The following is a 22,615-nucleotide window of genomic DNA, read 5'->3' on the forward strand; positions in this document are numbered from 1 at the left end:
CCATTCACAAAGGGAATATTAATCGTATAATTCTAAGCTTGTTTATGGCGTTTCGACTATACACTCATGCGTAAATTTAACTTTCTTTTCTGGCCTATCCTCTCAGGCGTCCTTGTCGCTATTCTCCTGTTGCAAGTCTTTCCAGATCTATTAGATAGTTCAAACTCTACCATTGAGTTCCGTGAAGCCCGTAACAATACGACTCTACAAGGAAATATTGGCCCTGTTTCTTACGCAGATGCTGTAGAAGTCGCTGCGCCTGCTGTTGTTAACATCTACACCCAGACTGTTGTTAGACAGAATGTACATCCTCTCTTCAACGATCCTTTTTTCCGTAACTTCTTTGATTCCGACAGCATTCCACAACGAGAGCGAGTTCAGTCCAGCCTAGGCTCTGGTGTAATTCTAAGCTCTCAAGGCTATATAGTTACCAATAACCACGTAATTTCAGGTGCCGATAGTATTATCGTAGCTTTGAAGGATGGCAGAGAAGCTGCCGCAGAAGTAATCGGCACAGACCCAGAAACAGACTTAGCCGTTTTAAAGGTCACACTGGAAAACTTACCCAGTATTACACTCGGCCAAACTGAAAATTATCGTGTTGGGGATGTAGTCCTAGCCATAGGCAACCCGTTTGGTGTTGGGCAAACCGTGACGATGGGCATCATCAGCGCTACGGGCCGAAACAGTGTCGGCCTGAATACCTATGAAGACTTTATACAAACAGACGCAGCTATCAATCCGGGTAACTCTGGAGGTGCTTTGATTGATGCCTTTGGCAATCTGATTGGCATTAATACCGCAATTTTTTCTAAATCAGGTGGCTCTCAAGGGATCGGCTTTGCAATTCCATCAGATCTGACTAAACAGGTTATGCAGGATTTAATACAGCATGGTCGCGTTGTGCGCGGATGGTTGGGTATTGAGATACAAGAGCTCACACCTAGCCTAGCTGAATCATTTGGCCTTAAAAAACTTCAAGGACTTATCATTGCAGGCGTTTTCCGCAACGGTCCAGCCCATACAGCGGGCCTGCAACCAGGTGACGTAATGCTGACCATCAATGATAATCCTATTTTGGATGGCCGCAAATCGATGACTCAAATAGCCAGACTGCGCCCAGGTCAGGTAGTCAGCGTGAAAGTTCTTCGGGAAGGCAAAGAGCTCTCCTTTGATGCTGAAATTGGTGAACGACCTAAAAGCCGTAACTAATCCTCATTACATAGCAAATAAAAAGGGCCGCCATTTCAGGCAGCCCTTCATCGAAAAGTCTAAATTTTTCAATTAAGACTTAATACGGTACTCTGCTGAACGAGCATGCGCTGTAAGGCTTTCACCGCGCGCAAGTACTGATGCAACTTTACCCATTTCAGAAGCGCCATCTTCAGAGAACATAATCAAGGAAGAACGTTTCTGGAAGTCATACACACCTAGTGGAGAAGAGAACCTTGCAGTGCCAGACGTCGGTAAAACGTGGTTAGGACCTGCACAGTAATCACCTAGTGCCTCAGCTGTATAACGCCCCATAAAGATTGCGCCTGCATGGCGAATCTTTGGTAATAGCGCTTCAGGATTATCTACAGACAATTCCAAATGCTCTGGCGCGATACGGTTTGAAACTTCAATAGCCTCGTCCATATCTGCAACCTTAATGAGCGCAGCACGCAAGCGTAGAGAGGTTTCGATAATCTCTTTACGCTCCATGGTTGGCAACAATTTGTTGATGCTCGCTTCTACTGCATCAATAAAGCCTGCATCAGGTGTCACCAGAATTGGCTGCGCATCTTCATCGTGTTCAGCTTGGGAGAAAAGATCCATCGCGACCCAATCAGGATCAGTTTGGCCGTCGCAAACAACAAGGATTTCTGACGGGCCAGCAATCATATCAATACCAACAGCACCAAATACTGCACGCTTCGCTGTTGCCACAAAGATGTTACCTGGACCTACAATCTTATCTACTTTAGGCACAGTCGCTGTACCATAAGCTAAAGCCGCAACCGCTTGTGCACCACCAATACAGAAAACGCGATCAACGCCTGATAAACATGCTGCTGCAAGTACTAGCTCGTTCACCTCACCACCAGGTGTTGGCACAACCATAATGATCTCTTCAACACCCGCAACTTTTGCTGGCATTGCGTTCATCAATACTGAAGATGGGTACGCAGCTTTACCGCCTGGTACATACAGACCAACACGATCCATTGGCGTTACTTTCTGACCTAGCATAGTGCCGTCAGCTTCAGTGTACTGCCATGAATCAACGAGTTGACGCTCGTGATAGCTACGAACACGCTCTGCAGCAATTTCCAGGGCTTTACGCTGATCTTCAGGAAGATTGTCTAAAGCTGCTTGCAGGCGCTCTTTGCTCATTTCAAGCTCAGACATCTCGGATACAGACGTATTATCAAAACGGTTGGTGTACTCAACAACCGCTGGATCGCCTTCTTGCTCAACGCGCTGAAGGATCTCATTGACGATCTGATTTACTTTTTCATCAGATACCGCTTCCCACGCAAGCAATTTATCCATCTGCTGACGGAAATCAGCCTGAGTAGAATCCAGACGTTTAATATTCAAATCAGTCATGATTACGCTTCTCCATCACGGCGGGCAATTGCATCAGCTAATTTATCTAAGATCGGTTGGATCTGACGGTGCTTCATTTTCATTGAAGGCTGACCAACAACCAAACGTGAACTGATATCTGCAATCTCTTCCATCGGCTCTAGACCGTTAGCTCGCAAGGTATTGCCTGTGTCTACGATATCAACGATACGGTCAGCCAAGCCCATTAGCGGTGCTAATTCCATAGCGCCATAAAGCTTGATGATATCAACCTGACATCCCTGTTTAGCAAAGTAGTCACGGGTCACATTGACAAACTTACTAGCAACTTTCATTCGGCCTTCAACTGGCTTAGCCCCTTTCATACCTGCAACCATAAGCTTGCACTTAGAGATTTTCAGATCCAAAGGTTCATACAAACCAGCAGCACCATGCTCTAGCAGAACATCTTTACCTGCGATACCCATATCCGCTCCACCGTACTCAACATAAGTCGGTACATCAGTAGCACGAATGACAACCAATTTGATGTTGTCATGGTTTGTATCAAAAATCAGTTTACGGCTGCTATGAATATCCTCTGCCGGCACAATGTCAGCTTCCGCCAATAAAGGCAGAGTTTCTTTGAGGATACGTCCCTTGGACAGTGCAATCGTTAGTTGCTGCTTCATAGCGTTCTATATACCTGTTTAACCTGGAACACGCTTAATACGTGCGCCTAATAACTGTAATTTTTCTTCTATACACTCGTAACCGCGATCAATGTGGTAGATACGATCAATTACGGTGTCACCGTCTGCAACCAATGCAGCAATAACCAAACTTGCAGAAGCACGGAGATCTGTTGCCATAACAGGTGCACCCTGCAAACGCTCAACGCCTTCAACTACTGCAGTATTGCCATCGATATTGATTTTAGCGCCCATGCGAATCATCTCTTGCATGTGCATGAAACGGTTTTCAAATATTGTTTCTTTTAGAATGCTGACACCATCAGATACCGCGTTCATCGCAGAAAATTGCGCTTGCATATCTGTCGGGAAAGCAGGATAAGGTGCAGTAGTTACATTAACTGCTTTTGGACGCTGGCCTTTCATATCCAGCTCGATCCAGTCATCACCCGTAGTTATGTGCGCTCCCGCTTCTTCAAGTTTTTGCAGAACAGCATCAAGAATTGCTGGCGATGTATTTTTGATCTTTACTTTACCGCGCGTTGCCGCTACAGCTGCTAGATATGTACCAGTCTCAATACGGTCAGCAACCACAGGGAATTTACAACCGTGTAGCTTTTCAACACCATTGACAACAATAGTATCTGTACCGTGGCCAGTAATGTCCGCACCCATCGCGATCAAACATTCCGCTAGGTCTACCACTTCAGGTTCACGAGCGGCATTCTCAAGAATACTCTGACCTTCAGCCAGCGTTGCCGCCATAAGAATGTTCTCTGTACCTGTAACCGTTACAGTATCAAAGAACACTCGGGCACCTTTTAAGCGACCATTTGTTGTGGCGCGGATATAACCGTTTTCCACAACAACGTCTGCGCCCATTGCACGCAGCCCCTGAATATGGAGATCGACTGGGCGTGAACCGATAGCACAACCACCAGGAAGGGATACTTCAGCTTCGCCAAAGTGCGCCACCATAGGGCCCAGTACCAAGATTGATGCTCGCATCGTTTTTACTAGTTCATAAGGTGCAACCAGTTTATCGATTGTGCTGGCATCAATTTCTACATTTAGTTTTTCATCAATAACAAGCTCAACACCCATACGACGCAACAGTTCAAGCATCGTCGTAATGTCATGCAAGTGTGGCAAGTTACAAATTGTAACTGGCTCAGACGCTAGCAAAGCTGAAGCAAGAATAGGTAACGCCGAGTTTTTAGCACCGGAGATGCGAACTTCACCTGTAAGCTGCTCGCCACCTGTAATAATAAGTTTATCCATGGTCAATCCAGTAAAAGGCGTTTAGTTCTGGGAAGCTTCCCACTGCGCTGGGGTATATGTCTTAATCGTTAGAGCGTGAATCGTTCCATTTGCGATATGCTCATTCAAGCAAGCATAGACAAGCTGCTGACATTTCACCGGACGCAGCCCTTCAAACAGTTCACCTACAACGGTTACCTGAAAATCACACCCTTCACCTGCGGTTGTAACTACACAGTTCTCAAGTTGAGATTCTAGAATCTGCTTAACCTGTTCAGCCTGCATGCAAAGCTCCCGATAGAATACTTCTAGATAAAAATAAGGCGGAAATAATACCGGATCATGACAAAAAAGGCGATGCTAAGCATCGCCTTAATCCAATATCACTTAATACTAATCAATTTGTTAGGTCTTCAAGCCCAACCAGTTTTGCAATACCCTGCATTTCTACAGGTAAGTTGATAGGTTCAAGCTCTAATTCATTACGTTTTGCAAAACGTAAACAACACAACCAAAAAGACAACGCAGAACTATCCACCGAGGTAACCTCGGCAAAATCCACTTGTGCCGTACCATTCAGACCAGACAATAACGATTCGACTTGCTTACGTAGTTGCATAATTACAGGGAATTTGAGCTCCCCTTCAATCGTGATTAACTGTGCTGACTTAATCCTAGCCGTTGTCATCAAGCACTTTCCTTGTCAGGATCTACCTTCTCTTTCCAGCTCGTAATAACTTTATCAACGTTATTACGATTACGCTGCATCAGATCTGCAAACTGGTTTTTAAAGCTCAGCTTAATATTTACGCTACCATCCAATACAGCGTTAACCAACTTCCACTCATCTACACTCTTTTTCATGTAGTAGATCAGAGCGAACTTAGTACCGTCTGCAGCAAAAACGTTTACAGTAATAATCTGCTTTTTCTCGTCAGGGCTTTTCTTACGAGGTGGCACCATCTCGTAACGCTCAATTTTAAATCCGACAAGCGCTTTAGCATAAGTTTTTAAAAGCGTTGTTTTGAAAACATCACTAAACTGTTCACGTTGCTCTTTTGACGCTCTGCGATAGTATTTCCCCATTACACCTTTTGCGATGTAATCGAAATCCACTACAGGAGAAAGAATAGTGTCAATTTCCGTAATCAATTGCTCTTTCTGTTCTTCCTTTAGGAGCTCTTCATCTTCCAACAATTGCAGAACGTCTGACGTAGCACCTTCAATGACTTTACCCGCTTCTTCCCAAGATGCATAAGCATTGAAAGAAAACACGAAAGCAACGATCGCGGCCAAGTGGCCTAATCGTTTAAAAACCTGCTGTAACATAATCACTCACTCGCTTCATTGAAGAGGAATTTACCGATTAACTCCTCCAGCACTAGCGCTGATTGAGTATCTTCGATAAGACCACCATCACTGAGATATTCCTCTTCGGCACCAACGGTAACACCGATATACTGCTCACCCAGCAAACCTGCAGTTAGAATCGCTGCAGAACTATCGATGGAAAGAAAATCAACATCGCCATTAATTTCCATAGAAACCTTAGCGACCAACTGTTCCGTGTCTAGCTCAATGTTTGTAACTTTACCAATAGTGACACCAGACATTGTTACTTTTGCTCGAGGTGTCAGGCCACCAATATTTTCAAAGCGGGCATAAACAGTATAAGTATTGTCAATTGTAGACATACTTAAACCACTTACGTTCAACGCCAATCCCACCAACGCTAAAATACCTGCCAAGACAAAGGCACCTACGCTGATCTCCAAGACCCGCATACGCATATTAAAGTTCTCCAAACATTACTGCTGTAAGAATAAAATCTAGTCCTAACACCGCAAGGGATGAAAAAACCACTGTTTTCGTTGTAGCCTGACTAATACCTTCCGAGGTTGGTATACAGTCATAGCCTTGGAATACAGCAATCCAAGTTACAACAAAGCCAAAGGCAACCGCTTTAATTAAGCCGTTAACAACATCTTCGTAAAAATCTACTGAGTTCTGCATATTGGCCCAAAAAGAGCCATCGTATATGCCTAACCAATCAATGCTTACCAAAGCTCCACCGTAGATCCCTACGATCGCAAATATTGCCGCTAAGATAGGTAAGCAGATAAAGCCAGCCCAAAAACGTGGCGCAATAATGCGACGCAATGGGTCAACACCAATCATTTCAAGGCTAGAAAGCTGTTCAGTAGCTTTCATCAAGCCGATTTCCGCTGTTAAAGCAGAACCCGCTCGGCCGGCAAATAACAGTGCGGTGACTACTGGAGCCAATTCCCTAACCAAACTCAAAGCTACCATTTGCCCTACGGCTTGTTCAGATCCGTAGTCGACAAGGATAGTATAACCTTGTAATCCCAAAACCATACCGATAAACAGACCCGAAACCACTATTATAATCATCGACAAAACGCCAACGAAGTAGATCTGTTTTACCAATAAAGGGAACATCATTAGCGGTTGAGGCTTAGCAATCAACGATTGAAACAAAATCATTGTTGCACGACCGAACGAAGCTAATTTACTTAACGTCACATGCCCCAAGGAAGCTAATTTATTCATTTCAAACCACCTTGTAGCAAATCATCAGCATAATCACCTGCAGGAAAATGAAACGGCACAGGGCCATCAGGCAAACCATGCATAAATTGTTTAACCTGCGGCGATTCTACCTCCAGTAACTCTTCTGGCGTCCCCTGAGCAACCACTTGTGCGTCAGCGAGAATAAATACATAGTCAGCTATACCTAAAGTTTCCTGAATATCATGTGAAACAATAATACTGGTATGGCCTAAAGAGTCGTTTAAATGCCTGATTAGATTGACTAGCACCCCCATAGCAATAGGGTCTTGACCAGTAAATGGCTCATCATACATTAAAATATCAGGATCTAGTGCGATCGCACGTGCAAGTGCAACTCGTCGAGCCATACCACCCGATAGTTCGCTTGGCATTAATTCATTAGCGCCGCGTAAACCGACCGCATGAAGTTTCATCAACACAATATCGCGAATCATATCTTCAGATAGATTCGTGTGGACTCGTAAAGGGAATGCCACATTTTCAAATACGCTCATATCGGTAAAAAGAGCGCCACTCTGAAAAAGCATACCCATACGTTCACGCACAGCAAAAAGTTCGCTACGGCTTAACTCTGGGATATTTTGACCATCAATCGAGATAGAGCCTGTATCGGGTTTTAACTGACCACCAATCAATTTTAGCAGTGTAGTTTTACCAGTACCTGAAGGGCCCATAATTGCAGTAATTTTGCCCCGGGGTATTTTAAGATCGACATTACTGTATATCGGTCTTTCACCACGAGCGAAGCTCAACTGCTGGATATCGATGACTACATCATCAAACTGACTCATAAGATTCCATTTATAAAACGTGCAAAACAGCTTAAGTCCGTTCCACTGTTCAGGCTTTATTCAATAACCCCTACTTTGTGGGGTCGCAACTATACCATTTCGATATAAAAACGGGAATATTTACCTATAGTTCCTTCGCGCTGATTTAAACGGCACCTGCATTCTGTTTTAATAGCGTCCTTCATCTAATACTGGAACATATTTTCTTTATGCTTTACCCAATTTTGGCACTATTGGCCGGCTTAGTTTTATTGGTCTGGAGTGCAGATAAGTTTGTAGAAGGGGCTGCAGCGACAGCTAAAAATTTTGGTATGTCACCGATGTTGATCGGCCTGACAATTGTTTCGTTTGGTACTTCAGCTCCCGAAATCCTAGTATCGATCATGGCCTCAACATCAGGATCTGGAGATCTTGCAATTGGTAACGCACTAGGGTCCAACATCGCCAACATCGCACTAGTACTTGGTATCACCGCATTAATTGCGCCTTTACCGGTAAAATCGGGTGTTTTACGAAAAGAGTTACCGCTTTTATTAGGCGTAACCCTTCTTGCCGGCGTGATTCTTTTTGACCTACACCTAAGCCGCATGGATGGCATTATTCTGCTAATAGCCCTAGCAGTATGCCTTTACCTATTTAATCGCTTCCAAAAAAATGCGTCTCAAGATGAACTAGCAAACGACCAAGAAGAGCTACCTGAGTTAGAAACTAAAAAGGCTATTTTTTGGTTAATAGCAGGATTAGCTGTTCTTGCTGCCAGTTCTAAATTACTTGTTTGGGGCGCAAGTGAAATCGCATTCGCAATGGGAGTTAGTAAACTTGTCGTAGGCTTAACAATTGTAGCCATAGGTACCAGCCTGCCCGAGCTAGCAGCATCCGTAGCAAGTGCATTAAAGAACCATCACGACATCGCTATTGGCAACGTAGTTGGCTCTAATATTTTCAACCTTGTTGCAGTAATGGCTGTTCCAGGTCTCATTGCGCCTATAGGTATGGATGCCATTGTTCTGCAACGAGACTATGTCGCAATGCTGGGCCTAACGTTCGCACTAATGGCTTTCGCCTTATGGCAAAAGCCCCCTTCTATCAGTCGATTTGAAGGCAGCCTTTTAACCTCTGCCTATGCAGGCTATCTGATCCTGCTATACACTATGACCGTATCTCAATAGACACAATAGGTTTCTGATGTCACAACCTGATTTTCTCAGTTCAGCAAAACGTACGATTCAACTCGAAGCTGAGGCCGTTTCTGACTTAGTTAGCCATCTGGATGAGAATTTCATTCGCGCCTGCGAACTGATGTTTCAATGCAACGGTAGAATCATTGTGACAGGTATGGGAAAGTCAGGTCATATTGGTAAAAAAATTGCTGCAACCTTAGCAAGCACAGGCTCACCCTCCTTTTTTGTTCACCCTGGCGAAGCAAGCCATGGCGATCTAGGAATGATCACTTCAAACGATGTAGTAATTGCCCTCTCTAATTCAGGAGAAACCGCCGAAGTCGTTACTATCATTCCTTTATTAAAAAGAATGAAGACTCCGCTTATTAGTATTACAGCTAACGCTGATTCGACCTTGTCCACAGCTTCTGATGCCAACCTTCACATCGGCGTTGAAAAAGAAGCCTGTCCTCTTGGTCTGGCTCCAACCTCAAGCACTACAACTCAATTAGTGCTCGGGGATGCATTAGCTATAGCCCTATTAGAAGCACGCGGATTTAGCGCTGAAGATTTTGCCTTTTCTCACCCAGGCGGCAGCTTAGGTCGCAAGTTACTTCTGAAAGTAAGCGATATTATGCACGCTGATCAGGACGTACCAGAGGTTGAGTCTGGGACCCTTTTACAAGAAGCGCTTTTGGAAGTAACTCGCAAACGCCTAGGCATGACTACAATCATAGATCATGACGGTAAATTACTCGGTATATTCACTGATGGTGATTTACGTCGAGCGCTAGATCAGAACGTAGACCTAAAAACCACGGCTATAGATGATGTGATGACGCGCAAAGGCACCACCGTCAGTAGCGAAGCTTTAGCTGCTGAATGCCTACAGATAATGGAAGCCAAGAAGATAAACGCACTTATTGTGACAGATGAGTCAAACCGACCAATTGGCGCCCTAAATATGCACGACCTACTTAAAGCAGGTGTAATTTAATGACTGGAACAACTTCTCTAAAGAACATTACACTTGCTGTTTTTGATGTAGATGGAATTTTAACCAGCGGCCAGCTTCTTTTTCTCCCAAATGGTCAAGAAGTCAAACAATTCAACACACTGGATGGCTTAGGCCTAAAGCTACTGATGGAAGCAGGAATCGAGACTGCTATCATTACTGGGCGTAGTTCCCCACAAGTAGAACTTCGCAGCAAATCACTGGGTATCAATTACCTATATCAAGGCCGCGAAGATAAACTTGTCGCTTTAGAAGAACTTTGGTCTAACACCTCACACAACGCAACCACGACTGCTTATATAGGTGACGACTTGCCAGATCTTGCCGCAATTCGTCACTGCGCATTTGGCGCCAGCGTTCCGAACGGGCATAAATTTGTTAAGCAACATGCCGATTGGTGTAGCACACGTAAAGGTGGTGAAGGGGCTGCACGAGAATTTTGCGAGCATATCCTTGAAGCTCAAGGTAAACTCGAACTATTACATGCTAAGTACCTATAAAAGTTCCTGCAAATGCCTGATCTAAGTAGTAAATTGCGCATTATCATCGCTGCTGCCATTTTAATTCCAATACTCCTGTATTGGGGGTTTTCAGGCTCACCTCAAGAACACGGAACGCCCAAAGCTCCTCTATCTGAAAAGATGGATTATTTTGTCGACCAAGCGGCTGTTAAAGAGTGGGATATAAACGGTAAGCTCAAGCAAGAACTAACGACACCCCGGTTAGAACACAGCCCGAAAGAAAAACAAAATTTTCTAATTGAACCCAAAAGCAATCTTTATCGCTCTGACAATTCTGCTGTGAACATTTCTTCAGAAACAGGAACAGTGCAAGACGATAACAACCGAATAGATCTTGCAGGTAATGTCATAGTTATTGATAATTCAGATGCACGTTCAAGCAAAAAACTAACCACCCAAGCGCTGACGATTTATCCAAAAAAAGATATTGCTGAAACAGACCTGCCAGTGAACTTAGAAACTGAACGCACTCTAATGCAAGGCACTGGAATGGACATTAATTTCAACACCCGCGTTTTAAATTTGCATTCAAGGGTACAAGGAACACATCAAAATGTTGATTAGGCTATCACAAACGTTTGTAGCATTATGTTTGCTTGCGTCAAATACGGTTTTCGCCCTGCCTGATGATCAGGACAAGCCAATCTACATCACAGCAGATTCTGCTAGCATTAATGACACTACCGGTATCACCACCTATAAAGGCAATGTCATTATCAAACAAGGCTCACTACTAATCGAAGCAGCCCATGTAGACATGCACCGAGCAAACGAAGGTGTGGATAAATTAATCGCTAAAGGTGCACCCGCTCACTTCCGCCAACAACAAGAAATAAATGGTGATTACAGTGACGCTTGGGGAAAACATATGGTGTATATGGTTAACCAAAAGAAACTAACCATCACACAAAGCGCAAAAGTCGTACAAGGTAAAGATACCTTTACAGGCAATAAAATTGTTTACGACCTAGATAAATCAATTGTGGATGCTTTTGGTGCCACCTCTAAAGATGGCAAAGAAAAAGGCCGTGTAAACATGGTCATTCAGCCAACCAAGAAGAAATAAGGCCTGCGTTAATGAGCTTATTGGAAGCGCAAAATTTAGCCAAACGCTACAAAGGACGTGAAGTTGTTAAAGACGTCTCACTAAAAATTAACAGCGGTGAAATCGTTGGGCTTCTAGGGCCTAATGGTGCAGGCAAAACCACCTGTTTTTATATGATTGTTGGTCTTGTACAAGCAGATCGCGGCCAAGTGAAAATCAAAGATCGAGATATCACTGCGCTACCCATGCACGGACGTGCTCGAGAAGGTATAGGCTACCTACCTCAAGAAGCCTCAATTTTCCGCAAACTATCTGTACAAGACAACTTACTCGCCATACTAGAAACGCGAAAAGATCTAGACAAACAAGCAATCACGGCCAAAATGAATGATCTACTGGAAGAGTTCCACATCACTCATATACGCGATAGTCTTGGCATGAGTCTATCAGGTGGTGAGAGACGTAGAGTTGAAATTGCCAGAGCATTAGCAACCGAACCCGAATTTGTACTATTAGATGAACCTTTTGCTGGCGTTGACCCTATTTCGGTCAATGACATTAAGCAAACGATTCGCCATCTGCAGTCCAAGGGCATTGGTATTTTGATTACCGATCACAATGTTCGAGAAACTTTGGATATCTGCGAAAGTGCCTACATTGTCAGTGAAGGCACTATACTTGCCAATGGTAAGCCTGATGACATTATGAACAATGAAGCAGTGCGCAATGCGTATCTCGGTGATCAATTCACCTTATAAACCCTTAGTTAGTGACAAGATGATTGTAGCCTCTGGAGTTAGTACCGCCGTATTATGAAACAAGCGCTTCATTTAAAAATTGGGCAACAGCTCACAATGACACCACAATTGCAGCAAGCGATTCGCCTGTTGCAATTATCTACTCTGGATCTTCAGCAAGAGATTCAGGAAGCACTTGAAAGCAATCCGATGCTAGATGTTTCTGAGGATGACAATACTCCGGATGCGCCATCAAATGAGCAGGAAAATATAGAATCTCATCAAAGCGCTGCTGCCGATGAACTAGAGAAGAAAACTTCAGCCGAACAAGATTTCGACGACTCTCCTGCTGCAGAGGACAATTGGAATGAGAGCATTCCTGAAGAGCTGTCTACTGACAGCAACTGGGAAGATACCTACCAATCATCCACACCAACTTTAAGTAAAGATGACCTAGACTCTTTTGAATCAAACGATACTGCAGAAGAGACATTACAAGATCACCTTCATTGGCAGCTAAACTTGACCCCAATGAGCGATCTAGATCGACTCATTGCTACCAACATTATTGATGGCATCAATCCTGATGGTTATTTAACCGTTCCTCTTGAGGAGATTCACGAGCACTTTTTAGAACAAAATTCCGAGGATAATGAAGAAGTTGAACTTGATGAAATAGAAGCTGTGCTTCATCGACTACAACAATTTGATCCGGCTGGAATTGCTTGTCGAGACCTCAGCGAATGTTTAGCTATTCAACTACGTCAACTTCCATCTGATACACAGTGGCGCGCTGAAGCCATCAAAGTAGTTAATCAGTATATCAAGCTTCTAGGCACCCATGACTATCGCCAATTAATGCGAAAGACACGCCTAAAGGAGCCACAGCTACAACAAGTTATTCAGCTCATTCAAAGCCTAAATCCGAAACCTGGCGCTAGCATTAGCCAAACCGCTGCAGAATATGTCATCCCTGATGTCCTCGTAACCAAACAACGCGGCGTTTGGACCGTTAACCTAAATCCAGAAGTTTCGCCTAAACTTAGAATAAACTCTGGTTATGCAGGCTTAGTTAAACGAGCTGATAACAGTTCAGATAACACCTATCTAAAAAACCATCTTCAAGAAGCACGCTGGTTTATTAAAAGCCTACAAAGCCGCAATGAAACACTATTAAAAGTATCGAATGAGATTGTTAAACGACAATCAGGCTTTCTAGATCATGGCGAAGAAGGCATGAAACCAATGGTTTTACACGATATTGCTGAAGCAGTAGAGATGCATGAATCAACGATCTCTCGCGTAACGACGCAAAAATTTATGCACACGCCACGTGGTATTTTTGAACTGAAGTACTTTTTCTCCAGCCATGTAAGCACAGCCACAGGCGGAGCAGCGTCTTCAACAGCGATCCGTGCCCTAATTAAAAAGATGGTTGCAGCAGAAAACACAGCCAAACCTTTGAGCGATAACAAAATCGCACAGTTCCTCGATGAACAAGGATTCAAAGTAGCTAGACGTACCATTGCAAAATATCGTGAAGCAATGGGAATTCCGCCTTCTAATGAAAGAAAGCGTCTGGTTTAATAAAGAGATAATAAATAAGGACGGCGGCAAAACGCCTCCACTCAAGTAGGAGAGACCTATGCAGATTAATATTACTGGACATCATGTTGAACTGACTGATTCAATGCAAAACTACGTCCTAGAAAAAATGCAGAAAATTGAGCGTCACTTCGATAACATCACTAATGTTCAAGTAACACTAAGCATCGAGAAACAGCGCCAGAAAGCAGATGCTGAGATGCATGTCTCTGGCGCACAACTGTTCGCAACTCACGAACACGATGATATGTATGCTGCTATTGACGGCCTAACTGATAAACTAGACCGCCAAGTTATTAAACATAAAGAAAAACTTAAAAATCACAAATAGGCCTCACGCTACAACGTATTATGCTGGTCCATGAACTATTAACTCCCTCAAGCACCCTTTGTGGTCTTGAGGGCAGCAGTAAAAAACGCATTCTGGAAAAAGCTTCTGAAATTATTTCAGAGCAAAATCCTGACCTAGAAGCATCTTGCATCTTCAACGGCCTACACGGCCGCGAGAAATTAGGCAGTACAGGCATAGGCGATGGCATAGCTATACCTCATTGCCGACTATCTGATTGCGATGATGCTAAAGGCTACTTAATCAAATTGGCTCAACCAATTGATTTCGACGCTATAGATAGCAAACCTGTCGATCTTTTGTTTGTTCTCTTAGTACCAGAAGACGCAACATCTGAACACTTACAAACACTTGCCTCTATTGCTGAACTATTTAGTCAGGAGAGCGTACGTGAACATTTGAGAAGTGTTGAAGATAACGAAGCTCTTTATCAGGCAATTTACCAACTTAGTTCATAGGAAGTGAAATGAAGCTTGTAGTGATCAGCGGTCGATCAGGTTCCGGCAAAAGCACGGCCCTACAAGCTCTTGAGGATATTGGTTTCTATTGCATAGACAACCTTCCAGCCTTATTGCTGCCCGATTTAGTCCAGCAGATGAGTAGTGAACCCAGTCATCCTGATCGCATTGCGGTTAGTATTGATGCGCGCAATCTACTCAGCAATCTATCCAAATTCCCTCAAATTTTACTTAACCTTCGCCAAGAACGCTGGGCAGAGTATGAAGTAATCTTTTTGGATTCATCTGAAGCTACGTTATTAAAAAGATACAGCTCAACCCGTAGAAAGCACCCGCTTTCCGATGAGCATAAGAATCTACAACAGTCGATCCAATCAGAGTCGGAACTACTGGAACCTATTGCCAGCCTTGCGGATATTAGAATAGATACGACACGTCTATCTCTTTACGACTTAAGGGATACCGTCAAACTGCGCGTTGCTAAACGTAAAGAGCAGACCCTTTCAGTTCAATTTGAGTCCTTCGGTTTTAAACATGGTGTGCCTCTGGATGTAGACTTTGTATACGACGTCCGTGCGCTACCTAACCCCCATTGGATACCTGAGCTCAGAAGGTTCACTGGGAAGGAACAACCGGTTCAAGAATTTCTGAACAACTCGGTTGAAGTAAACGAGATGATCAGCGATATCACTGACTTCCTATCTCGCTGGTTGCCCCGCTTTGCCGAAAATAATCGCAGCTATATAACAATTGGAATCGGCTGTACTGGTGGGCAACACCGTTCCGTATATATAAGCGAACGTCTTGCTTCCCATTTCTCACAACACATGGATAATGTTCATGTCCGCCACAGAGAATTGAGTTAACCCCGATGCAAGAAAAAGAACTAGAAATCATCAATAAACTAGGTCTCCATGCTCGCGCCGCAGCTAAACTAATCGGTGTTACTTCACGCTTTTCTGCAGATATCACTCTAGTAAAAGATGGTCGAGAAGTGGATGGAAAAAGCATTATGTCTGTTATGATGCTAGCAGCAAGCCAAGGCACCACTCTCTCCGTAAAGGCTCAGGGAACTGATGAAGAAAGCGCCCTCATCGCCATCGAAGAACTGATCAATAATCGCTTCGACGAAGACGAGTAATAATTTTTATACATATCATTGGGTTATCCCCGCCTTTACAATCCGCTATAATCAACGCGTTAGTAGATATCCTAGTTTTCACAGCATCGTGACGAATCATTAGCGACGGCATCCTATGGCGCAGACAGAAACCAAGTCTAATCTGGACAAGCTCAATGAAGCACTCGATTGCGGTGAATTTCGCCAGATTCGATTTACGCTAAACCGCGCTCTTCGCCCGACCGAAGTAGCCCGCCTAATTGAAAAGTCCCCTCCCAAAGAGCGTCAAATCCTATGGAACTTGATCTCTGAGGATCTAGAAGCTGAAGTATTACAACACCTTGGGGATGAAATTCAGGCTGATATCTTAAGCCGTATGAATTCTGAAGAGGTTTTAGCGCTTACAGAATCTTTAGATTCGGACGATATGGTTGACGTGCTTCAGCAGCTTCCCAATCGTGTAATGAAAGAAACTCTGCGGATCATGGATAAGCAAAACCGCCGCAGAGTTGAACAGCTGCTATCTTACCCTGAGGATACTGCTGGCGGCCTGATGAACACGGATACAACCACTATCCGTCCTGATATCAGCGTAGAAACTACTTTACGTTATATCCGTCGTCACGATGAAATCCCTGAAATGACGGATAGCTTGATCGTTGTAAGTCGAAAAGATTCCTACATTGGGCTGCTACCACTAACCAAACTGTTAGTGTCAGATCCGTCTATCACGATTCGTGAGATCATGAATACGGATATAGAACCTATCAATGCCAGCATGCCTGATGATCAAGTTGCTTCTCTGTTTGAAGAACACGATCTGGTTTCAGCACCTGTCGTTGACGATGATGGTAAACTTCTAGGTCGTATAACAATCGATGACGTTGTGGATGTTATCCGTGAAGATGCTGACCATTCTCTAATGAGCATGGCCGGCCTAGATGAAGATGAAGATACCTTTGCGCCAGTAATGAAAACAACCAGACGTAGAGCCGTTTGGTTAGGTATTAATCTACTTACCGCTTTTATAGCCTCCGCTGTCATTGGTATATTCGAAGATACGATTGAAAAAGTCGTCGCTTTAGCAGTCTTAATGCCGATTGTAGCCTCCATGGGCGGCATAGCAGGCTCACAGACCTTAACACTCGTAATACGTGGACAAGCACTAGGACACGTAGAACGGTCAAACGCAGGCTGGCTGCTAAACAGAGAGATCATCGTAGGCGCCCTAAATGGCGTTTTATGGGCACTGGTTATCGCCGTGGTTGCCACCCTCTGGTTCCAAGATGTGAATATAGGCATAGTTATCGCTTTGGCTATAGTTATTAACCTCATAGCTGGTGCTATAGCAGGCACCTTACTGCCAATATGTCTAAAATCATTGGGTATAGATCCTGCTCTAGCAGGCAGCGTACTCTTAACAACTATCACTGACGTGGTTGGATTCTTTGCCTTTTTAGGTCTAGCCACCGTTTTTTACGCCTGAGAAATAGCATGAGCGAAAACGACAATTTTGATCACCTGCAGTCAGATTCCGAAGAGGAATGGCTGAGTAAAACTGATGTAAAAAAGCAGATGCACGCGCTGCAAGATTTGGGAGCTAAGCTTACCAAACTCAACAAAGAGCAACTCGATAAGCTTTCATTAGATGATCGTTTACGCAGTGCAATCGATGAGTATCACCGTATTAAATCTAATGGTGCTCAAAAAAGGCATCTGCAATTTATCGGCAAACTGCTACGCACTGAAGATAGTGATGAGATTGAACAAGCCATCGGGCTATTCGAAGCAGGTCATCAAGCACATACTCAAGCATTCCATAAATTAGAACGTTGGCGTGATCGATTAATAGGTGAAGGTAATAGCGCACTTCAAGCCTATGTTGCAGAACATGAAAGTGCCGATATCCAACATTTACGCCAATTAATTCGTAATGCTCAAAAAGAACAGAAGCTGGAAAAACCACCAGCAGCGGCCAGAAAACTGTTTAAATATTTACGTGAAGTAGATGGCGTTTAAAAACCGGCTTTAGTTCGATGCTGCATGACAGGCATTGCATCTCGCCTGTCTTGCACTGCTTTCAGATCAATATCAGCCAACGCTAAGCCCTTACCTGCTGACTCTCTAACCGCGAGCACCTCTCCCCAAGGATCCACAATCATCGAATGCCCCCAACTCTTGCGGCTGGGGCTGTGTTCCCCTCCCTGATTAGCAGCCAAGACATAACATTGGTTCTCAATGGCACGTGCTCGTAGCAAGACTTCCCAATGCGCTTCTCCTGTAACATAGGTAAAAGCTGAAGGAACTGTAATTATGTCAGCGCCCATTTGGCGTAATTTTTGAAACTGTTCAGGAAACCTTAGATCGTAACAAATAGTTAAACCAATACAGCCGAACGGTGTATCAACAGTGACAAGTTTATTCCCTGCTTGAATAAAGTCCGATTCTCGATAAGCTGAATGAGCATCAGCTACATCAACGTCAAAAAGGTGAATTTTATTATAAGAAGCTTTTAACGCCCCTTGAGCATCAAAAACTAAGCAGCTAGCCCAAACTTTATCTTCTATTTCCTCATACCCTTTAGCCAATAAAGGCACACTGCCCGCTATCAACCAAAGGTTGTATCTCTTTGCCAAGGAAGATAAAAACTTTTGAATTCGCTGTGTTTTAACTTCATCCCTAGCCAAATCAATAAGTGCGCGAGAATCTAATAAAGCAAAATTCTCCGGCAAGAGTAATAATTTCGCCCCCGCATTAGCAGCCTCTTCTACTAACAACTCAACAGCTTCAAGGTTCGTAACAACACTCTCTCCTGAAACCATCTGCGCAACTGCCAACTTAGCCATCATGGAGATCCTGATCCAGTTCCGGTTGCTCTTTTTTCTGATTGAGATCTATATCAATTTCCGGATTACCCCAATCACCGTTCATACGGTATTTAACCGTGGTGAACTTAGCCAAAGGATCACCAATCAACTTATCAAATAGGAAAACAGCACCTGCCACCTGCGGTGCACCAAGCAACACACTGACTAAAGGAATGTTATCTGTAACAGGTAAAGCGACTTCGATCTCTTTATTAACCGTTTCATTCATCAGATTCAAGCTTCCGGTCATAGCCATATTGGCAGATGGACCCGTCATCATGAATGGCGTGGATGTATGTGCTATACCATTTTTAATAGAGTAATCGGCTTTCATTTCATCAAAAGCAACACCGGTCTTAACTAGATCGGTAAAGTCCAATCTCAGCCTTCGCCCTAATGATTGCAGATTTAAAATACCAAAGATGCGAAGAATATTTCCTGAGTTACCGACATCAAGCAGACGTCCATTCTTAGCCGTAAACTGCATTTCACCATTCGATTTACCCACTTCAAACTTCCAAGGAGCACCACTCCATGAAAGCTGTAAATAGGCATTTAAACTTTTAGTTTCCAGTGTATCCGAAATACCCCATGCATCGAGAACTTTACCAAAATCCTGACTATCCAATTTTACTGTAAGATCGGAGAGTTCTTTGCCATTTTTATCCCAACGCAATTCGCCTCGAACAGATGATCCATGCATATTGCCTGAAATATCCTTTACTACAGCCCCTGAAGAGGTCGGCCTTAATATAAACCTCCAACTTCCCAAAGGAAGCTTATTTAGTTCGAAGTTTTCGACACTAAAATCAAGCTTAGGCAACACTGCCGGGTCTACAGGCGGCGTTATAGCAACACCACTCTGCTCGCTATCACTTTCATCTTTCTCAATACGAAGATGGCCTAGTTTTACCTTATAAGGCAGACTAGAATCCTCCGGCATCCATAACTTACCACCGACTTGAGGACTATTAGCGGTTAGCATCCAACCACCCACATCAGGTGCGAGAATTACTTTTAGATCATCCAACACAACGTCTTCAAAACTAAACTGGTCAATCTTCAGATCCACTTCTTTTAATAAATGATCAGATTGAGTAGATACTGATTTTCCTTCGGAGCTCTCAGAAAAACCCGCTGTTTTGAAAAATTGTTCTAATTGATCATAATCGAGCATAGCAACTCGACCGTTTACCCAAATTCCCTTTGCCATTGGTAACGTAGGCTTTTCACCACCCAAGGTAAATCGACCACTAGATACCTTTTTATTGCTATTAAGCATTACGCCACGTAGCTGATTACCTAAATTAAAACGTACAACACTTCGATCATCTTTAAACTGGCGGCCTAAATCACTGATGATGGTTAACTGAGTCGATTGAGCAGCTGTTTTTGCAAGTGGCGATGGTGCTGATAAGGCGATACCTTTTAAATCACTTTTGATAACCAACTGATTACAGCTTTTACCCGGACACATATCCAACCGCGCACTATAAGCAAGCTCCCCTTGAGCGACTCTTAAAAGATCTAAGTCTAACCATTTTCGTATATAGTCCGCTTTCACCACACCACGAATATCAATGGCAGTTTTACGTTTCTGAGTACGAATAGCAGCAGTGATAGGTTGTTCAAACAATTGCGCATTAAGCTTATTAGAAGAAAGGCCATTGGAGGAACTGTATCTCACAGATCCATTGATGTTCGAAAAATCAATTCCGTCATGTTTTGAGTGGAACCTGCCCTTTACAATGGAGGAATTCACATCGACTCTCGGCGTTTTATTGCCCCTGAGAGGTAAATCTATCTCAATACGCGTCGCGGTCTTACCTTCCATTTCCCAGGCCGCTAATTCCTCACCAACTTCTTTTCGTAGCGGGCTCTCAGCCAATAAACGCTCTATATCTTTTGTTGAGCCATTAACACTACCTGTTAAAAGCAATTTATCAGTAGAGACTGGAAGGTGAACCCAAGCAAAATCGATATCAGAATCGTAGATTTTCCCGCCCTTAGCCTCTGCGGTTAATTCACCATTTCGAAAGAACACAAAGCTATCCGCTTTGTTAACCGCCGGCCAGCCCGGCTGATATTCAAAAGACGCCTCACTAAGATTAAAAAACATCTGTACACTAGGCAATTGGTAATCATCTAAACGTGAGCGAGTTACACCGTTTAGTACAAATCCCGCCTGATTAATATGACCTCGTTTGATAGCTGCTACTAGCCAATCGTAAGTTTTTACCCCCACTTCCTTTGGAGGAATGTAGTATTTGGCATGTAAACCATCACTGTTTTTCATACCAATTTGTAGATTTAAAAGAGGCTGTTCGTCACGTGAAAAAGGTAAATAAATACTAAATCGCCCAGATGCAGAAACACCTTCGTTCTTCAAATTAAGTAACTGAGAAGCTACAACTACACCTTTGTCTTCGAAGCGCCAACCAATCACACCATCAGCATGTTGATACTGCCAACGGTAATCAAATAACGTGGGGTACTGCATGATGAAATCATCGCTTTGAAGATGAATTTCTCCTCCAGCAATATCAGCCTTTAATAATCCATTAATCCCTTTTAGCTCAGGTACATCATCCCAAGCATCAATACCTACATTGCTAAGGTCCGCAAGTAACTTAAATTCTGATAATTCAGCATCTTTACTCCAAGACACCAATAAGTTTTCTACAACCCCCTCCGCCGATAGCGTATTGACCACCTCAAGCGCAGATTTCGGCATAAAAGGCTGCTTGATAACCAAATCTGATAGTCGTTGTAGATCAATACGATCGATCATCAATTTCTTGGGTTTAATTTCAATCCCGTTTCGTACGATATCTAAGCTCATACGTGGCAAGGTAAATTGCTCTTCAGCAGCGCCAATTATCAGATCAGTAATCTGCACCTGAAAGCTATGATCTCTACGAACCAACGCACTTTGAACGGTAAACTGCTCAAACACGTAGTCTTGATAAGAAAAATTCTCAATTGAGGTTTTACCTGTTAGGTAAGCTAATTTTCCTTTATAGCTTTGCCCCCAAATTTCCTGTTCAGCCTGTAAACCATCTAACTGAACATCCATTAACTGCAGCCACGGATTTAGTAATTGTTGATCAAGCCCAGAAAGCTTTAAATAAAAATTCGCTGCCTTTTCTGCAGGATCACCTTCAACTTCAGCTACGAACTTCAGATCGGCTTTGCCCGACGCAGTCACTAGATCCGCGTCAACTTTAAGCTGATGTAATACACCATCATGTTGAAGATGTAATTGTATAGGCTCGACGATTATTTCATCGCCGCTTTTAGGAATAACAACAATACGCGTATTTTCAATATTGATCGCACGCTGCATTAATAGAAAAGATAAAAGATCGGAACTTCCATGGGGGTTAGAGCCCCGCTCCGTTTTTGTTTCTGATGAAGACGTTTCTTGAGCTGGTGTTGCGCTATCTTTAGAAGCGAGTGTTTGATCATATTTCAACGTTAAACCTTGAAGATCAAACTGAGAAAATACAGGTGTAAACGCCCGTAACGAGGCCCCTATATCTAAGGCAATTACGCCCTCCAACAAACCAAATGAAGCACCTTTTTCCGCCTCGATTTGATCCACCGATACGCCGCGAAGTGAAATGACTGGCTGCCAGCCACGCCATGCACCTTCAATACTTGCAATGTGAACTTGCGCAGAGAGTTGTTCAGATAAACTTTGTTGAATATCCAATCGATACTGATCTACATCCTCTACTACAATTTTGATGTAAAACAGCAAGAGCGCCACAATTGCTGCAAACGCAGCGAGCCCCCAATAAAGGAACCAAAATATAGAATGAGCGTGGCGTTTCACTAGCAATCCTTTTTA

Annotated in this window: 25 protein-coding genes; 14 read left to right on the forward strand and 11 right to left on the reverse strand. The window is 43.5% G+C overall.

What is annotated here, in order from left to right:
• The first annotated feature begins 66 nt into the window (after nt 1-66).
• The gene (locus ACMXYV_RS13100) at nt 67-1,212 is read left to right on the forward strand and encodes a S1C family serine protease (protein ID WP_415888918.1); all 1,146 of its coding nucleotides are present in this window, start codon (nt 67-69) and stop codon (nt 1,210-1,212) included.
• 72 nt (nt 1,213-1,284) lie between these two features.
• Here the strand turns inward: ACMXYV_RS13100 and hisD are convergent, their stop codons facing one another.
• The 9 genes from hisD to ACMXYV_RS13145 all read right to left on the reverse strand — a co-directional run bounded on the left by hisD (nt 1,285) and on the right by ACMXYV_RS13145 (nt 7,885).
• The gene (gene hisD / locus ACMXYV_RS13105) at nt 1,285-2,592 is read right to left on the reverse strand and encodes a histidinol dehydrogenase (RefSeq protein ID WP_415888919.1); all 1,308 of its coding nucleotides are present in this window, start codon (nt 2,590-2,592) and stop codon (nt 1,285-1,287) included.
• Nucleotides 2,593-2,594: 2 nt separating this feature from the next.
• Nucleotides 2,595-3,242, reverse strand: a complete 648-nt coding sequence (gene hisG / locus ACMXYV_RS13110; protein WP_415885433.1) for an ATP phosphoribosyltransferase — start codon at nt 3,240-3,242, stop codon at nt 2,595-2,597.
• An 18-nt stretch (nt 3,243-3,260) separates the two neighbouring features.
• Nucleotides 3,261-4,523, reverse strand: coding sequence for a UDP-N-acetylglucosamine 1-carboxyvinyltransferase (gene murA / locus ACMXYV_RS13115; RefSeq protein ID WP_415888920.1), 1,263 nt, complete (start codon nt 4,521-4,523; stop codon nt 3,261-3,263).
• A 21-nt stretch (nt 4,524-4,544) separates the two neighbouring features.
• Entirely contained in the window at nt 4,545-4,787 is a 243-nt protein-coding gene (locus ACMXYV_RS13120; protein ID WP_415882002.1) for a BolA family protein, read from the reverse strand.
• Nucleotides 4,788-4,899: 112 nt separating this feature from the next.
• On the reverse strand, nt 4,900-5,190 hold the full coding sequence (locus ACMXYV_RS13125) for an STAS domain-containing protein (RefSeq protein WP_415888921.1): 291 nt from the start codon (nt 5,188-5,190) through the stop codon (nt 4,900-4,902).
• Nucleotides 5,190-5,831 (reverse strand): MlaC/ttg2D family ABC transporter substrate-binding protein, encoded by a 642-nt coding sequence (locus ACMXYV_RS13130; protein ID WP_415888922.1) that lies wholly within the window; start codon nt 5,829-5,831, stop codon nt 5,190-5,192. The genes ACMXYV_RS13125 and ACMXYV_RS13130 overlap by 1 nt, the downstream gene beginning before the upstream one ends.
• Nucleotides 5,832-5,833: 2 nt before the next feature.
• A complete protein-coding gene (gene mlaD / locus ACMXYV_RS13135; protein ID WP_415888923.1) occupies nt 5,834-6,292 on the reverse strand; it encodes an outer membrane lipid asymmetry maintenance protein MlaD in 459 nt (152 codons plus the stop codon).
• Between the two features lies 1 nt (nt 6,293).
• The gene (gene mlaE, locus ACMXYV_RS13140) at nt 6,294-7,073 is read right to left on the reverse strand and encodes a lipid asymmetry maintenance ABC transporter permease subunit MlaE (RefSeq protein WP_415888924.1); all 780 of its coding nucleotides are present in this window, start codon (nt 7,071-7,073) and stop codon (nt 6,294-6,296) included.
• The gene (locus ACMXYV_RS13145; RefSeq protein ID WP_415888925.1) at nt 7,070-7,885 is read right to left on the reverse strand and encodes an ATP-binding cassette domain-containing protein; all 816 of its coding nucleotides are present in this window, start codon (nt 7,883-7,885) and stop codon (nt 7,070-7,072) included. Before ACMXYV_RS13145 ends, mlaE begins: the two co-directional genes overlap by 4 nt.
• Before the next feature lie 209 nt (nt 7,886-8,094).
• Between ACMXYV_RS13145 and ACMXYV_RS13150 the strand changes: the two genes are divergently transcribed.
• From ACMXYV_RS13150 to yjgA, 13 genes are all read left to right on the forward strand, one after another.
• Complete coding sequence (locus ACMXYV_RS13150) at nt 8,095-9,054, forward strand: calcium/sodium antiporter (protein WP_415888926.1); 960 nt, start codon at nt 8,095-8,097, stop codon at nt 9,052-9,054.
• Between the two features lie 16 nt (nt 9,055-9,070).
• Entirely contained in the window at nt 9,071-10,042 is a 972-nt protein-coding gene (locus tag ACMXYV_RS13155; RefSeq protein ID WP_415888927.1) for a KpsF/GutQ family sugar-phosphate isomerase, read from the forward strand.
• Nucleotides 10,042-10,560, forward strand: coding sequence for a KdsC family phosphatase (locus ACMXYV_RS13160; RefSeq protein WP_415888928.1), 519 nt, complete (start codon nt 10,042-10,044; stop codon nt 10,558-10,560). Before ACMXYV_RS13155 ends, ACMXYV_RS13160 begins: the two co-directional genes overlap by 1 nt.
• A gap of 12 nt (nt 10,561-10,572) precedes the next feature.
• The gene (lptC, locus tag ACMXYV_RS13165; RefSeq protein ID WP_415888929.1) at nt 10,573-11,145 is read left to right on the forward strand and encodes an LPS export ABC transporter periplasmic protein LptC; all 573 of its coding nucleotides are present in this window, start codon (nt 10,573-10,575) and stop codon (nt 11,143-11,145) included.
• Nucleotides 11,135-11,647, forward strand: coding sequence for a lipopolysaccharide transport periplasmic protein LptA (gene lptA, locus ACMXYV_RS13170; RefSeq protein WP_415888930.1), 513 nt, complete (start codon nt 11,135-11,137; stop codon nt 11,645-11,647). The genes lptC and lptA overlap by 11 nt, the downstream gene beginning before the upstream one ends.
• A gap of 11 nt (nt 11,648-11,658) precedes the next feature.
• Nucleotides 11,659-12,384 carry an LPS export ABC transporter ATP-binding protein gene (lptB, locus tag ACMXYV_RS13175; protein WP_415888931.1) on the forward strand — a complete coding sequence of 242 codons (726 nt, stop codon included), beginning with the start codon at nt 11,659-11,661 and terminating at the stop codon, nt 12,382-12,384.
• 54 nt (nt 12,385-12,438) lie between these two features.
• A complete protein-coding gene (locus ACMXYV_RS13180; protein WP_415888932.1) occupies nt 12,439-13,950 on the forward strand; it encodes an RNA polymerase factor sigma-54 in 1,512 nt (503 codons plus the stop codon).
• A gap of 58 nt (nt 13,951-14,008) precedes the next feature.
• Complete coding sequence (gene hpf, locus ACMXYV_RS13185) at nt 14,009-14,299, forward strand: ribosome hibernation-promoting factor, HPF/YfiA family (RefSeq protein ID WP_415882015.1); 291 nt, start codon at nt 14,009-14,011, stop codon at nt 14,297-14,299.
• 17 nt (nt 14,300-14,316) lie between these two features.
• Nucleotides 14,317-14,775 (forward strand): PTS IIA-like nitrogen regulatory protein PtsN, encoded by a 459-nt coding sequence (ptsN, locus tag ACMXYV_RS13190; protein ID WP_415891447.1) that lies wholly within the window; start codon nt 14,317-14,319, stop codon nt 14,773-14,775.
• An 8-nt stretch (nt 14,776-14,783) separates the two neighbouring features.
• A complete protein-coding gene (rapZ, locus tag ACMXYV_RS13195) occupies nt 14,784-15,641 on the forward strand; it encodes an RNase adapter RapZ (RefSeq protein ID WP_415888933.1) in 858 nt (285 codons plus the stop codon).
• A gap of 5 nt (nt 15,642-15,646) precedes the next feature.
• Complete coding sequence (locus tag ACMXYV_RS13200) at nt 15,647-15,916, forward strand: HPr family phosphocarrier protein (RefSeq protein WP_415888934.1); 270 nt, start codon at nt 15,647-15,649, stop codon at nt 15,914-15,916.
• A gap of 115 nt (nt 15,917-16,031) precedes the next feature.
• The gene (mgtE, locus tag ACMXYV_RS13205) at nt 16,032-17,381 is read left to right on the forward strand and encodes a magnesium transporter (RefSeq protein ID WP_415888935.1); all 1,350 of its coding nucleotides are present in this window, start codon (nt 16,032-16,034) and stop codon (nt 17,379-17,381) included.
• Nucleotides 17,382-17,389: 8 nt separating this feature from the next.
• Complete coding sequence (gene yjgA, locus ACMXYV_RS13210) at nt 17,390-17,914, forward strand: ribosome biogenesis factor YjgA (protein ID WP_415888936.1); 525 nt, start codon at nt 17,390-17,392, stop codon at nt 17,912-17,914.
• Here yjgA and ACMXYV_RS13215 read toward each other — a convergent pair.
• Together ACMXYV_RS13215 and ACMXYV_RS13220 are read right to left on the reverse strand one after the other, a co-directional pair.
• Nucleotides 17,911-18,741: a carbon-nitrogen hydrolase family protein gene (locus ACMXYV_RS13215; RefSeq protein ID WP_415888937.1), complete on the reverse strand. Its 831-nt coding sequence runs from the start codon at nt 18,739-18,741 to the stop codon at nt 17,911-17,913. The genes yjgA and ACMXYV_RS13215 overlap by 4 nt on opposite strands.
• On the reverse strand, nt 18,734-22,600 hold the full coding sequence (locus tag ACMXYV_RS13220; protein WP_415888938.1) for a YhdP family protein: 3,867 nt from the start codon (nt 22,598-22,600) through the stop codon (nt 18,734-18,736). Before ACMXYV_RS13220 ends, ACMXYV_RS13215 begins: the two co-directional genes overlap by 8 nt.
• Between the last annotated feature and the right edge of the window lie 15 nt (nt 22,601-22,615).

Origin of the sequence: Neptuniibacter sp. SY11_33 (genome assembly GCF_047778025.1) — a bacterium.
Classification (GTDB): domain Bacteria; phylum Pseudomonadota; class Gammaproteobacteria; order Pseudomonadales; family Balneatricaceae; genus Neptuniibacter.